This is a genomic window from Janthinobacterium sp. PSRC1-1 (genome assembly GCF_049897525.1).
GTDB lineage: Bacteria > Pseudomonadota > Gammaproteobacteria > Burkholderiales > Burkholderiaceae_D > Janthinobacterium > Janthinobacterium tructae.
Window position 1 is genome coordinate 1 of sequence record NZ_JAFCWK010000009.1, and the last position, 12347, is coordinate 12347.

A 12347-nucleotide genomic window follows, 5' to 3' on the forward strand; every position below is an offset into this window, starting at 1 on the left:
CTCGACAACGCTCAATTTAAAAGCCAGACTGTAATCGCGCTGGCTGCGCCTAAACCCTTGTTCCATTTGACACTCCTTCTCTGCATCGAAAAAGTGTCAACTTATTCCAGGATGGGTCACTGGAATGAAAAAAGCCGCAAACTCGTGAAAGTTTGCGGCTTTTTTGCGAATTAGGTAATGGTGCCCACGAAGGGACTCGAACCCCTACACCCGAAGGCACATGGACCTGAACCATGCGCGTCTACCAATTCCGCCACGTGGGCACTGATGCTGCTACTACTATTGCTATATCTCACTACTGTACTGCGGACTACAACGAAAACAGCTCGTTGCTGGTGGTGCCCACGAAGGGACTCGAACCCCTACACCCGAAGGCACATGGACCTGAACCATGCGCGTCTACCAATTCCGCCACGTGGGCATTGTGCTGCTTGTTACTACTATCTTGCTACTGTACTGCGGATCACAACAATCAACAACTTGTTGCTGGTGGTGCCCACGAAGGGACTCGAACCCCTACACCCGAAGGCACATGGACCTGAACCATGCGCGTCTACCAATTCCGCCACGTGGGCATTGTTACTGCTTGCTGCTTGTCGCTGCGTGTTCTGCAGCGAGGACAAAATCATAAGGGCTGGCGCGCATTCGGTCAATCAACATTTTGCACTTTTCTTCAAGAAACATGTTTTTTCCCCTGAAAAGGGCTGCTCTCTATGAAAAAAGATCAAATCTGCCTATTTTTTCAGCGTTTTCTGGCAGGTTTCTGTCCGCGGGCATGTCGGGTGACTTGCTTGCCGGGAGGGGCGGGCTTTTCGCTGCGGAAATGAAAAAAGCCGCAAACTCGTGAAAGTTTGCGGCCTTTTTGCGAATTAGGTAATGGTGCCCACGAAGGGACTCGAACCCCTACACCCGAAGGCACATGGACCTGAACCATGCGCGTCTACCAATTCCGCCACGTGGGCACTGATGCTGCTGTATTACTTGTTGCAAAATAACTTAGCAACAATTCTGCTATTATAGCGGCTTGAAGAGTTTTGCGCCAGATGAGCTTTCGCTCCATACTGCACATCAACCCTGTACCGCTTTCCTGCAACTGCATCCCCGTGAAGGTTTGTCGCTGCAAGAGACCAGGATTATAGAGCAATATGTGCCGAAGTCAAATGCATTGCGCAGCTTTTCTCCTTTTTTTCATCGGCGGGGCACTTGTTCGGTTTCCGCTACGCTGTCGTTAGGCAAACCAAGGCGTCCTCCGGTACACTATCGAACATCACCGTGTCAATATTGACGGTGATGTCATCGGTCTTTGTTCTCCGTTTGATCACTGTCAATAACAACTATAGAAATACTTTTGAGCCAAAATACCCACACCATCCCCAGCCGGGAGGACATTCTCGGCATATTCCGCAGCGTCAACGCGCCTCTCGACCCGCAGTCTCTGGGGAAAACGCTGCAAGTGCATGCCGATTCCATGGATGTCCTGGTCCGTCGCCTGAAGGCGATGGAACGCGACGGCCAGCTCAAGTCTGACGCCAGCGGTGTTTTCAGCCTGGCCGACCAGAGCGCGCTTGTCGCCGGTCGCGTCACCAGCCACCGCGATGGCTTCGGCTTCGTCATTCCCGACGACGCCAGCGCCGACCTGTTCCTGCCTGAGAAAGAAATGCAGAAAGTACTGCATGGCGACAAGGTCATGGCCCGCATCGTCGGCACCGACCGCCGCGGCCGCCCGGAAGGCACGATCGTCGAAGTCACTTACCGCGCCAATAGCCACGTGATTGGCCGTCTGATCCAGGAAAACGGCACCTGGGTTGTGGCGCCCGAAGACCAGCGCATCGGCCAGGACATTTTAGTCACCGGTTCGGTGGGCAAGGCGAAGGCCGGCCAGATCGTCAGCGTCGAGCTGACCGAGCAACCGATGCGCTTCAAGCAGCCGGTCGGCAAGATCGTCGAAGTGCTGGGCGCCCTGGATGACCCGGGCATGGAAATTGAAATTGCTGTGCGTAAATTCAACGTGCCGCACATTTTCTCCGCCGCCGCCCTCAAGCAAGCTGAAAAACTGCCGTTCGAAGTGCGCGACGCCGATCTGAAAGAGCGTGTCGACCTGCGCGACGTGCCGCTCGTCACCATCGACGGCGAAGACGCGCGCGATTTCGACGATGCCGTGTATTGCGAACCCGTCAAGGTGGGCCGCGCCAACTGCTTCCGCCTGATCGTGGCGATTGCCGACGTCAGCCATTACGTGAAGCCGAACGACGCGCTCGATATCGACGCGCTCGAGCGCAGCACGTCCGTCTATTTCCCGCGCCGCGTGATCCCGATGCTGCCGGAAAAACTCTCGAATGGCCTGTGCTCGCTGAATCCGGCCGTCGACCGTCTGACCCTCGTCTGCGACGCCGTCGTCAGCGACAAGGGCGAGTTGAAGGCGTACCAGTTCTACCCGGCCGTGATCCATTCGGCCGCGCGCCTCACGTATGACGAAGTCGCTGCCGTGCTGGGCAACACCAAGGGACCGGAAGCGGCACGCCGCGCGGACATCCTGCCGCACCTGCAGAACCTGGAAGCCGTCTACCGCGCCTTGCTGAAAGCGCGCACGGAGCGGGGCGCCATCGATTTCGAAACGACGGAAACGTATATCGTCTGCAATAGCGCCGGCAAGATCGAAAAGATCATCCCCCGCACGCGCAACGAAGCGCACAAGATCATCGAAGAATGCATGCTGGCGGCCAACGTCTGCGCGGCCGATTTGTTGCTGCGCAATAAGCATCCGGGCACCTACCGCATTCACGCCAGCCCGACCAAGGAAAAGCTCACGCAAGTGCGCACCTTCCTGAAACAGGTTGGCCTGAACCTGACGGGCGGCGACACGCCATCGGCATCCGATTACCAGACCCTGATGCAGCAGATCAAGCAGCGTCCCGACGCGGCCCTGCTGCAAACGATGCTGCTGCGCTCGATGCAGCAAGCCGTCTACAGCCCGGACAATATCGGCCACTTCGGCCTGGCCTACGAGGCGTATGCCCACTTCACCAGCCCGATCCGCCGCTATCCCGACTTGCTGACGCACCGCGCCATCAAGGCTATTTTGCAAGGCAAGAAATACGAGCCGAAGCTGTCCGATAAAGTCGTGTTGAACACCAACGTGTCGAACGCCACGCGCAAGCAGCAGGCGAAGGACAAGGCCGACGGCAAGCCGAAGAAGACGGACCTGACGATCTGGGACGCGTTGGGCGTGCATTGCTCGGCCAACGAGCGCCGCGCCGACGAAGCGTCGCGCGACGTGGAAGCCTGGCTCAAGTGCTACTTCATGCAGGATAAATTGGGCGAAGAGTTCACCGGCACCATCACCGGCGTGACGACGTTTGGCGTGTTCGTGCAGCTCGACACGCTGTTCGTCGAAGGCCTGGTGCACGTCACCGAGCTGGGTACCGATTACTTCCAGTACGACGATGCGCGCCATGAATTGCGCGGCGAACGCACGGGCAAACGTTATCAATTGACGGACCGCCTGACGGTGCAAGTGGCAAGAGTCGACCTGGAAACGCGCAAGATCGACCTGCGCCTGGTCACCGATGCGGAACTGGCGGGCGAAGAAGCGCCAGCCAAGCCGAACGGCGGCGGCAAGCGCAAGGGCGAAAAGAAATCCATGGTCAAGCCCGGTCCTGCGACCGAGCAGCGCCATGAGATCAAAGCCAGCGTCAACAACGGTGGCAAACCCGGCAATGGTTCCGGCGGCCGTTCCAACGGCGCCAAGGCGCAAGCCAAGCCTGCAGCCAAGACAGCCTTGAAGGAAGCCCCCAAGGCGGCAGCCCCCAAGGCCGCCGCGCCGAAGCGCAGCAAGAAACCTGCTGCGGCACCTGCCGCAGCGGCACCACGTGCAGCAAAAACTGTATCAAAAACAAGCAAAAGCAAGCGTTAAAAGAAGCGATAACACATGAAGAATAAAATGATTTTCGGCTTCCACGCCGTCACCTCGCGCCTGCGTCATGAAGCGTCGTCCGTGGAAGAAATTTTCGTCGATGCCAGCCGCGTCGACGGCCGCATGAAAGACATGATCGCCGCCGCCAAGGCGGCCAACGTGCGCGTCATGCCCGTCGATTCGTCGCGTCTCGACAAAATCGTCGGCACGCGCCGCCACCAGGGCGTGATCGCCTTTGCGTCGCAGCTGTCGCTGGCGCGCAATCTCGATGAGCTGCTGGACGCCATCGATGGCCCGCCGCTGCTGTTGATACTCGACGGCATCACTGACCCGCACAACCTGGGCGCCTGCCTGCGCGTGGCCGACGGCGTCGGCGCACATGCCGTCATCGTGCCGAAGGACCGTGCCGTGGGTTTGAATACCACGGCCGCCAAGGTCGCCAGCGGCGCCGCCGAAACCGTCCCGTACATCACCGTGACGAATCTGGCGCGCACCATGCGTGAATTGAAAGAGCGTGGCATCTGGCTGATCGGCACCACCGACGATGGCGAAAAAGGCTTGTACGAAGCCGATTTCACGGGCCCGACGGCCCTCGTCATGGGTTCCGAAGGCGAAGGCATGCGCCGTTTGACGCGCGACACCTGCGACATCCTCGTCAGCATCCCGATGTTCGGCTCCGTCGAGAGTCTGAACGTGTCGGTGGCATCGGGCGTGTGTCTGTACGAAGCGCGCCGCCAGCGCATCGCGAAAGAAGGCTAAAAAACGTCCAGGGCGGCATTGCCTTGCCTTGAATGTTTTGTTGCGCTTCCAAAAAATCAGCCGCCGCCCTTGAGGCGGCGGTTGTTTATCCGCCTCTCCGGCAGCGTGCCGCCGAATACGCTACCATTTGCGTCTTGTCTCTTATCTATTCAGAAATCCGTCTTATGTTCCACCACCTGCGCGAAGACATCAACAGCATCATCGAACGTGACCCGGCCGCCCGCAATGGCTGGGAGGTGCTGACCTGTTATCCGGGCTTGCACGCCATCGTCATGCATGGCTGGGCGCACTGGTGCTGGACGCGGCACATGAAGTGGGTGGGGCGCTTCATTTCCTATATCGCCCGCATCATCACGGGCATCGAGATCCATCCGGGCGCCGTCATCGGCCGGCGCGTCTTCATCGACCATGGCTTCGGCGTGGTGATCGGCGAGACGGCCGTCGTCGGTGACGACTGCACCATCTACCAGGGCGTCACTTTGGGCGGCACCTCGCTGCACAGCGGCAGCAAACGCCATCCGACGCTGGAGCGCGGCGTCATCGTCGGCGCCGGCGCCCAGGTGCTGGGCAGTTTCACCGTGGGCGAGTACGCCAAGGTGGGTTCGAACGCGGTGCTATTGAAACCCGTGCCGTCCGGCGCCACGGCGGTCGGCAACCCCGCGCACATCGTGCAAAAGGATGTCAGCGCCTTGCGCGAGGGCAGCACGGCGCACCTGTTCGCCGCGTATGGCGTCACGCCGAACGGCGACGATCCGCTGTCGAAAGCGCTGCAGGGCTTGATCACGCATGCCGTGGCGCAGGAACAGCGCATCGAAACCATCCTCGCCACCCTGAAGGCGGCGGGCATCTGCTGCCAGGCTGTGCCTGAGTGTGATAAATTTGATTCTGAGCAAATGAACAAGCTGGTTGATTAAGGATACAGGCATGACTACAGACGTAAACATAGCTGAAAACACAGCAGAAAAGGGCAGTGACAATCCGAATCTGCTCGACCCCTTCGAGATCCGCGTGCTGGCCGTGCTGGCCGAAAAGGAAGCGCTGACGCCGGACAGCTATCCGCTGTCCCTGAATGCCCTGACGAACGGCTGCAACCAGCTCTCCAGCCGCGACCCCGTCATGGCCCTGTCCGAGGAAACCGTGTACGACGTGCTGCAGCGTTTGATGCAGCGCAAATTCGTCAACGGCATCACGCAGGCCGGTGCCAGGGTGGCCAAGTATGAACACCGCATGCGCATCAAGTGGTCGCTGGAACAGGATAAACTGGCCATCCTGACGATCCTGATGCTGCGCGGCTTGCAGACGGCGGGCGAGATCCGCAGCCGCAGCGGCCGCGTGCATGAATTCAAGTCGGTGGCGGAAGTGGAATCGGGCCTGCAGTTCCTGATCGACAAATACCCGCCGCTGGTGGCCAAGCTGGCCGTTGCGCCCGGCGCCAAGGAGCCGCGCTACGGCCATTTGCTGGGCGGCGAAGAAGCGCTGGCGCAGTTCGAGACGGCGGCCGGTTTTGCCGGCGCCGTCAGCGCGCCGCAGCAGGGCAGCAGGGTGGCCCAGCTGGAACAGGAAGTGCTGCAATTGCGCAGCGACTTCGATGGCCTGGCGGCGCAGTTCGAGGCGTTCCGCAAGCAGTTCGAATGATGGCGCGGCCCGGATGACGCGGCGCGCCGCCGCGCACCCGGCCTGCGGAACATCATGTTGGATCAGCCGCTCCCTGTCAGTCCGCTCATGTTTCCGGTATCATTCGGCATGAATACTATTTCCTTCCAACCGTTTGTTATTGGTGTCGCTGGCGGCAGCGGCAGTGGCAAGTCCACCGTATCCCAACAGGTGCTGGCGTCATTTGGCGCCGACATGGTCTCGGTCGTGATGCAGGACGATTACTACTGCGACCAGACGCACCTCACCCCTGAAGTGCGGCGCCAGCAGAATTACGACCATCCGCAGGCGTTCGAGTGGCCGTTGCTGGTGCAGCACATCCAGGCCTTGCGCAATGGTGTCGCCATCGAGATGCCCGAGTACGACTTCACGCTGCACAACCGCTCCAGCCGGACCATTCCCGTCAAACCGGCGCCGGTGATCGTCATCGAAGGCCTGTTTGCCTTGTATGACGAAGACTTGCGCAACATGATGTCGCTGAAGATCTTTGTCGATACCGCCTCCGACGTGCGCTTCATCCGCCGCATGCAACGCGATATCACGGAACGCGGCCGCTCGGTGGAAAGCGTCATCGAGCAGTATCTGGAAACCGTGCGCCCGATGCACAAGCAGTTCATCGAACCGACCAAGCGCAACGCCGATGTCATTTTGCCGCATGGTGCGAATGGCCCCGCCGTCGACATGATCACCGCCAAGGTGGCCAGCGTGATCGGTCAGCTGACGCGGGCCTGATTTCAGCCGGCCAGCTGCGCGTATGCCGCGCCGGCATACGCGTGCAGGGCGCCACCCAGCTCAGCCTTCTTCGCGCCAGCCGCGCAGGCGGATGGCGGCGTAAATCAGCGCCACACCTGCCGCCGCTCCCAGCCAGGCCGCTGGCATGGCCAGGCTGGACCAGGAGTTGGCGAAGATGTCGATGCGCGTCATCTGCGAGCCTGCTGCCATGGTGTTGATGTGTGGCAGCAGTCCCGGCTCGAAGAGGTACCAGCTGCCTGGAATCGTGCCCAGCAGGGCGCGCGCGATCACGTTCATTTGTATCCAGCCGATATCGGCTTCCGTCATGCTCAGCTTGCCGACCCAGACGGTCAGGACCAGCAGCAGCAGTGGCACGCCGAGGGCCCAGAACAAGACCTTCGAGCGTGCCCAGCTCGATACCATCAGCAACCAGCCCACGGTGGGCAAGGCCCACAGGGCATAGACGGGAATCAGGCCGAACAGGCGCAGCGGGCCGAGATACAGGCCCGGCGCGGCCAGCAGTTCCGTAAAGACATAGATGCCGTTGAGCGCCAGCACGCCGCTCAGTATCAGGATCAGCGCCAGCGAGGTAAGGCAGGCCGCGGCGACCACGATCAGCGGCGTGACGACGATGGCGATGGCCAGCTTCGACAGCACCGTTTGGGCGTCGGAGACGGGCAGCGACTTCCAGAACAGCAGGCTGCGGTCGCGGCGGTCGTCATACAGGGCGCTCAGGCAATAGAAAAATACCAGGAAGCCCAGGGCCAGGAACAGCGGCGCGGCCACGTAGGTATAGTTGTTGGCGATGGTGTCGATGATTTCCGTCCGGCGCGGGCTCAAGGTCCGGGTGTTGAAGACGGCGCTCCAGGACATGTCTTCGCCGTTGATGATCAGCGCCGTGCGCATCTTGAGCTTGGCGACGGCGCCTGCCGTCATCAGGGCGGCCAGCGCCGTCATGACGATGCCGATGATGGCGGGCGTCCACAGCAGCATGCCCTTGTGCTCCCACAATTCGCGCCGGATCAGCCATTTCATTTTGTTCACAGGGGTGATGCTCATGGGTACGATCCTTTCATGGTCGCGACAAACAGGTCCGCCAGGCTCGGCGTGTGCAATTCTCCCAGGGTGGCCAGCTGGCTGCGGGCGACGCCATCGAACAGCATTACGGACTTGCCAAATACGCTGCGTTCGCTGATCGGCTGCAGCGCGCGCGCCGGATTCACGTGCTGCGGCCCCACCATCACTTCAATGTAGCGTTCACCCACTTCTTCCATCGACGAGGCCAGCACGATCTTGCCGTCGCGAATGAACATCAGGTCGCTGAGGATGTGCTCGACTTCTTCGATCTGGTGCGTGGTGATGATGATGGTCTTGTTTTCGTCGAAATAGTCTTCCAGCAGGTTCTGGTAAAACTGTTTGCGGTACAGGATGTCCAGGCCCAGGGTGGGTTCATCGAGGACCAGCAGCCTGGCGTCGATGGCCATCACCAGCGCCAGGTGCAATTGCACGATCATGCCTTTTGACATGCTCTTGACCCGCATCTTCGGCGCCAGCTTGGTGTGGGCCAGGTAGCGCTCGGCCTTGCAGCGGTCGAAGCGCGGATGCACGCCGGCGACAAAATCGATGGCGTCGCGCACGCGCAGCCAGCCGGGCAGGATGGCCACATCGGCGATGAAACACACGTCCTCCATCAGCGCGTCGCGCTGCACGCGCGGGTCGCGTCCCAGCACGGACAGCTCGCCTTCGAAGCCCGTCAGGCCCAGGATGGCTTTCAGGGTGGTGGTCTTGCCGGAGCCGTTCGGCCCGATCAAGCCGACGATGCGCCCTGGCGCGATATCAAAGCTGATGCCATCGATGGCCACCTGCTTGCCATATTGCTTGCGCAAGCCGCGTGCGCTGATGACGCTATCGTTGTTCAATGCATTCATGCGTTCTCTCCCTGTGCGCCACTGTCGCGGCTCGCTTGCAGCAGTTGATCGAGGTCCAGGCCCAGTTGCGTGATGCGTTCGAGCATCGCCGGCCATTCTTCGCGCATGAAGCGCTCGCGTTCACTGGCCAGCAATTTATCGCGGGCGCCATCCAAGACATACATACCAAGTCCTCTGCGTTTTTCCACCAGGGCATCGTCGACCAGTTCCTGATAAGCGCGCGAAACCGTGATGGGATTCAATTGATAATCGGCCGCCACCTGGCGCACCGACGGCAAGGCGTCGCCGGACTGCAGCACGCCATCGAGCATCATGCCCACCACCCGTGCCTTGAGCTGGCGGTAGATGGGGCTGTTGTCGTTCCATGCCGCGCTCATGGAATGCGCTCCGACAAGGGCGGGGCGGGGCGGCGCGTGAAAAATGCTGTAGGCATCGAAGCTCCGTGATGTAGTTGATCGGTGTTGTAGTTAACTATAACACTAAGGATAAAAAATTCAACACCTATTTTTTGGCCAGCCGCGCCTGCAAGTCCAGCGCATTGAACAGGGCGGCCCCGGCCGCCGTGTTGTCGAAGATGCACCAGCTGCCGGCCTGCACCTGTGCGCGCAGGGCGCTGGCCAGGCTTGCCAGATAGTCGGCCGGGTAGTCCGAGTAATAGATGGTCGGGCTGCCGTGCAGGCGGAAGTAGGCGATATCCGTGGTCGGCACATGCGGCCCCGGCTGGCCGGCGGGCGGATCGGCGCGCACGCGCGTGATGCGCAGCATCGTTAATAGCTCGGTCGCGTCCGCCGCGAACCAGCTGGCGTGGCGCGCTTCGCAAGCGAGCATGCCGTCGAAGCGCTGGCGCAGCGCATGGAAAAAGGCGGCGGCCACGTCCCCATCAAAGCGCAGGCTGGGCGGCAGCTGCACCAGCACGCAGCCCAGCTTATTCCCCAGTTGCATGACTTCTCCCGCAAAACGCTCCAGTTCGGCCGCACAGTCGCGCAAACGCCGTTCGTGTGTGATGCTGCGCGGCAATTTTACGCTGAAGCGGAAGTGCTCGGGCACGCTGGCGGCCCAGCGCGCATACGTGCAGGGCTGGTGCGGGCGGTAGAAGGAGCTGTTGATTTCCACGCAGGGCAAGACGCGGGCATAGCGCTGCAGATGGCTGCCATCGAGGGGGAAGCGGCTGGCGGCGGCGCTGGACAGGCTCCAGCCGGCCGTGCCGATGTAAATAGTGTGCATGGCGCCATTACAGCAAGGCCAGGCGGGCGCGGCTATCGGACAAACGCCCGTGCGGCGGTCGGCGCAAGCCTAGTCGATGACGTCGCCGTTCAGGTCGTGGCGCGTGATGTTGCCGCGTGCATCGATGGCGATCCAGCCGCCGCGTGGCTGTTCCGGCGCCGTCACGTCGCATTCCCAGTCTGGCAGGACATAGCGCAAGGTGTCGTCAACTTTATGCACGGCAGGGCGGTGCGTATGGCCGTGGATCATGACGGTGCTGGCCTGTTCGGCAAACACTTGCGCCACCGCAGCGGGGGTGACATCCATGATGTCCATGGATTTTTCGCCATTGTGCGCGCGGCTGCTCTTGCGCAAACCGTCGATGATGGCCTTGCGCTGCGCCAGCGGCATGGACAGGAACTGTTTTTGCCAGGCGGGCTGGCGCACCATGGCGCGGAATTCCATGTATTGCACGTCTTTCGTGCATTCGGCGTCGCCATGCAGCAAGACGATACGCCGGCCGGCAATGGTGGCCACATGCGGTTCGCTGAGCAGGGTGGCGCCGGCGGCGGCGGCAAAGCCGGAGCCGACGAGGAAATCGCGGTTGCCGGCGATCCAGTACACGTGCACGCCAGCATCGCTGACGGCGCGGATGGCGGCCGTCATGCGCGCATTGAACGGGTCTTCCAGGTCATCGTCGCCGGCCCAGTATTCGAACAGGTCGCCTAATAGATACAGTGCTTGCGCATATTGCGCATGGTGTTCCAGGAAAGAAAGAAACGCCGCGCTGGTGCGCGGGTGCGAGCTCTGCAGATGCAGGTCGGAAATAAAGAGTGCGGCAGGCATTGTCATCGTTCAACGCTCCCAAAAAGTGAAGTGCATGGAGAGGCGAAAACGCTGCAATGCCTGTTATTCATGATGCCAAAGCCTGATTACGCGGCTTCTACCTTCTCGATGATGACGTCGGTCACTGGCACATCGGCGAACATGCCGGCGCGCGAGGTTTTCACGGCGCGGATGGCGTCGACGACTTCCTTGCCTTCGGTGACTTTACCGAACACGGCGTAGCCCCAGCCGTCCTGGCCTGGGTAGTCGAGGAAGCTGTTGTTCTTGATGTTGATGAAGAACTGGGCCGATGCCGAGTGCGGGTCCGACGTGCGGGCCATGGCCAGGGTGTAGGTATCGTTTTTCAAGCCGTTCTTGGCTTCGTTTTCCACGGTGGTGTCGGCAGGCTTTTGTTTCATGCCTGGCTCGAAACCGCCGCCCTGGATCATGAAGCCGTCGATGACGCGGTGGAAAATCGTGTTGTCGTAGTGGCCGGCTTGCATGTAGGCGAGGAAGTTGGCAACCGTTTTCGGCGCTTTTTCGGCGTCCAGTTCAGCGGTGATCTTGCCCAGATTGGTGGTGATGATGACGGAGGTCATGATGATCCTTAATAAATTAGATGAAGAATGATTCGACGGCCCCCGTGCTTCAGGGCCGCAAAAACGCTATTTTACAGTTTTGCGGGCGCGGATTTGAGTAAAGTCACCGATTCGATCACGACAGGCGTGACGGGCACGTTCTGGTGCGGTCCCTTGTCCGCCACGGGCACGGCCTTGATCTTGTCGACCACGTCCATGCCTTTGATGACTTTGCCGAACACCGTGTAGCCGAAGCCGTCGCGGCCAGGGTAGTCGAGCGCGCCGTTATTGTTCACGTTGATGAAGAACTGCGCGGTGGCCGAATGCGGGTCGCCCGTGCGCGCCATGGCGATGCTGTAGGTGACGTTCTGCAAGCCGTTTTGCGCCTCATTTTTGATCGGCGCCTTGGTGGCTTTTTGCTTCATGTTCTTGTCGAAGCCGCCGCCCTGTATCATGAAGCCGTCGATGACGCGGTGAAATACCGTGCCCTTGTAGTAACCGCTGTTGACATACTGCAAGAAATTGGCCACGCTTTGCGGCGCTTTTTCCTGGTCCAGTTCCAGCACGATCTCACCAATGCTGGTTTTCAGCGCCACGTGCGGCGTGGGGTCGAGGGCAGCCGAAGGGCTTGCGGGGGCGGCTGCCACGACGGCGCTGCCCAGGGTGAGGCCGGCAAACAGGGTGCAAAAGCGCGCCAGGAAAGACAGGCGTTTCGATTTGATTTCTTGCATGAAGGTGTCCTTGATCGTTATTTTT

The 12347-nt window shown here is 60.5% G+C and carries 12 protein-coding genes and 4 tRNA genes; 5 read left to right on the top strand and 11 right to left on the bottom strand.

Annotated elements, in window-relative coordinates; translation table 11 throughout:
* Positions 1-178: 178 nt before the first annotated feature.
* From ACP7DW_RS19325 to ACP7DW_RS19340, 4 genes are all read right to left on the bottom strand, one after another.
* Positions 179-263, bottom strand: a tRNA-Leu gene (locus ACP7DW_RS19325).
* 73 nt (positions 264-336) lie between these two features.
* Positions 337-421 (bottom strand) — tRNA-Leu (locus ACP7DW_RS19330).
* A 69-nt stretch (positions 422-490) separates the two neighbouring features.
* A tRNA-Leu gene (locus tag ACP7DW_RS19335) sits at positions 491-575 on the bottom strand.
* A gap of 302 nt (positions 576-877) precedes the next feature.
* Positions 878-962: transfer RNA gene (locus ACP7DW_RS19340), tRNA-Leu, on the bottom strand.
* A gap of 386 nt (positions 963-1348) precedes the next feature.
* On the opposite strand from ACP7DW_RS19340, the gene rnr reads away from it, so the two are divergent.
* The 5 genes from rnr (at position 1349) to udk (ending at position 7057) form a co-directional block, all read left to right on the top strand.
* Entirely contained in the window at positions 1349-3913 is a 2565-nt protein-coding gene (rnr, locus tag ACP7DW_RS19345) for a ribonuclease R (protein WP_426056219.1), read from the top strand.
* Between the two features lie 15 nt (positions 3914-3928).
* Positions 3929-4672, top strand: coding sequence for a 23S rRNA (guanosine(2251)-2'-O)-methyltransferase RlmB (rlmB, locus tag ACP7DW_RS19350; RefSeq protein ID WP_141168549.1), 744 nt, complete (start codon positions 3929-3931; stop codon positions 4670-4672).
* Positions 4673-4836: 164 nt separating this feature from the next.
* Positions 4837-5586 (top strand): serine O-acetyltransferase, encoded by a 750-nt coding sequence (gene cysE, locus ACP7DW_RS19355; protein WP_289953350.1) that lies wholly within the window; start codon positions 4837-4839, stop codon positions 5584-5586.
* Positions 5587-5596: 10 nt separating this feature from the next.
* Positions 5597-6307: a YceH family protein gene (locus ACP7DW_RS19360; protein ID WP_426056220.1), complete on the top strand. Its 711-nt coding sequence runs from the start codon at positions 5597-5599 to the stop codon at positions 6305-6307.
* 108 nt (positions 6308-6415) lie between these two features.
* The gene (gene udk, locus ACP7DW_RS19365; protein ID WP_141168552.1) at positions 6416-7057 is read left to right on the top strand and encodes a uridine kinase; all 642 of its coding nucleotides are present in this window, start codon (positions 6416-6418) and stop codon (positions 7055-7057) included.
* A 60-nt stretch (positions 7058-7117) separates the two neighbouring features.
* Here the strand turns inward: udk and ACP7DW_RS19370 are convergent, their stop codons facing one another.
* The 7 genes from ACP7DW_RS19370 to ACP7DW_RS19400 all read right to left on the bottom strand — a co-directional run bounded on the left by ACP7DW_RS19370 (position 7118) and on the right by ACP7DW_RS19400 (position 12322).
* Positions 7118-8116, bottom strand: a complete 999-nt coding sequence (locus ACP7DW_RS19370) for a hypothetical protein (RefSeq protein ID WP_426056221.1) — start codon at positions 8114-8116, stop codon at positions 7118-7120.
* Entirely contained in the window at positions 8113-8985 is an 873-nt protein-coding gene (locus ACP7DW_RS19375; protein ID WP_426056222.1) for an ABC transporter ATP-binding protein, read from the bottom strand. The genes ACP7DW_RS19370 and ACP7DW_RS19375 overlap by 4 nt, the downstream gene beginning before the upstream one ends.
* Positions 8982-9362 carry a GntR family transcriptional regulator gene (locus ACP7DW_RS19380; RefSeq protein WP_426056223.1) on the bottom strand — a complete coding sequence of 127 codons (381 nt, stop codon included), beginning with the start codon at positions 9360-9362 and terminating at the stop codon, positions 8982-8984. Before ACP7DW_RS19380 ends, ACP7DW_RS19375 begins: the two co-directional genes overlap by 4 nt.
* A 124-nt stretch (positions 9363-9486) precedes the next feature.
* A complete protein-coding gene (locus ACP7DW_RS19385) occupies positions 9487-10209 on the bottom strand; it encodes a DUF72 domain-containing protein (protein WP_426056224.1) in 723 nt (240 codons plus the stop codon).
* Between the two features lie 69 nt (positions 10210-10278).
* Positions 10279-11034, bottom strand: a complete 756-nt coding sequence (locus ACP7DW_RS19390) for a UDP-2,3-diacylglucosamine diphosphatase (protein ID WP_426056225.1) — start codon at positions 11032-11034, stop codon at positions 10279-10281.
* Positions 11035-11120: 86 nt separating this feature from the next.
* A complete protein-coding gene (locus ACP7DW_RS19395) occupies positions 11121-11612 on the bottom strand; it encodes a peptidylprolyl isomerase (protein ID WP_035817428.1) in 492 nt (163 codons plus the stop codon).
* Between the two features lie 71 nt (positions 11613-11683).
* Positions 11684-12322 (bottom strand): peptidylprolyl isomerase, encoded by a 639-nt coding sequence (locus ACP7DW_RS19400; protein WP_426056226.1) that lies wholly within the window; start codon positions 12320-12322, stop codon positions 11684-11686.
* Between the last annotated feature and the right edge of the window lie 25 nt (positions 12323-12347).

Coding starts and splice junctions, on each gene's coding strand:
- rlmB (WP_141168549.1), top strand. CDS start 3,929: ATGAAGAATAAAATGATTTTCGGCTTCCACGCCGTCACCTCGCGCCTG.
- ACP7DW_RS19375 (WP_426056222.1), bottom strand. CDS start 8,985: ATGAATGCATTGAACAACGATAGCGTCATCAGCGCACGCGGCTTGCGC.
- ACP7DW_RS19400 (WP_426056226.1), bottom strand. CDS start 12,322: ATGCAAGAAATCAAATCGAAACGCCTGTCTTTCCTGGCGCGCTTTTGC.
- ACP7DW_RS19360 (WP_426056220.1), top strand. CDS start 5,597: ATGACTACAGACGTAAACATAGCTGAAAACACAGCAGAAAAGGGCAGT.
- ACP7DW_RS19390 (WP_426056225.1), bottom strand. CDS start 11,034: ATGCCTGCCGCACTCTTTATTTCCGACCTGCATCTGCAGAGCTCGCAC.
- ACP7DW_RS19395 (WP_035817428.1), bottom strand. CDS start 11,612: ATGACCTCCGTCATCATCACCACCAATCTGGGCAAGATCACCGCTGAA.
- udk (WP_141168552.1), top strand. CDS start 6,416: ATGAATACTATTTCCTTCCAACCGTTTGTTATTGGTGTCGCTGGCGGC.
- ACP7DW_RS19385 (WP_426056224.1), bottom strand. CDS start 10,209: ATGCACACTATTTACATCGGCACGGCCGGCTGGAGCCTGTCCAGCGCC.
- ACP7DW_RS19380 (WP_426056223.1), bottom strand. CDS start 9,362: ATGAGCGCGGCATGGAACGACAACAGCCCCATCTACCGCCAGCTCAAG.
- ACP7DW_RS19370 (WP_426056221.1), bottom strand. CDS start 8,116: ATGAGCATCACCCCTGTGAACAAAATGAAATGGCTGATCCGGCGCGAA.
- cysE (WP_289953350.1), top strand. CDS start 4,837: ATGTTCCACCACCTGCGCGAAGACATCAACAGCATCATCGAACGTGAC.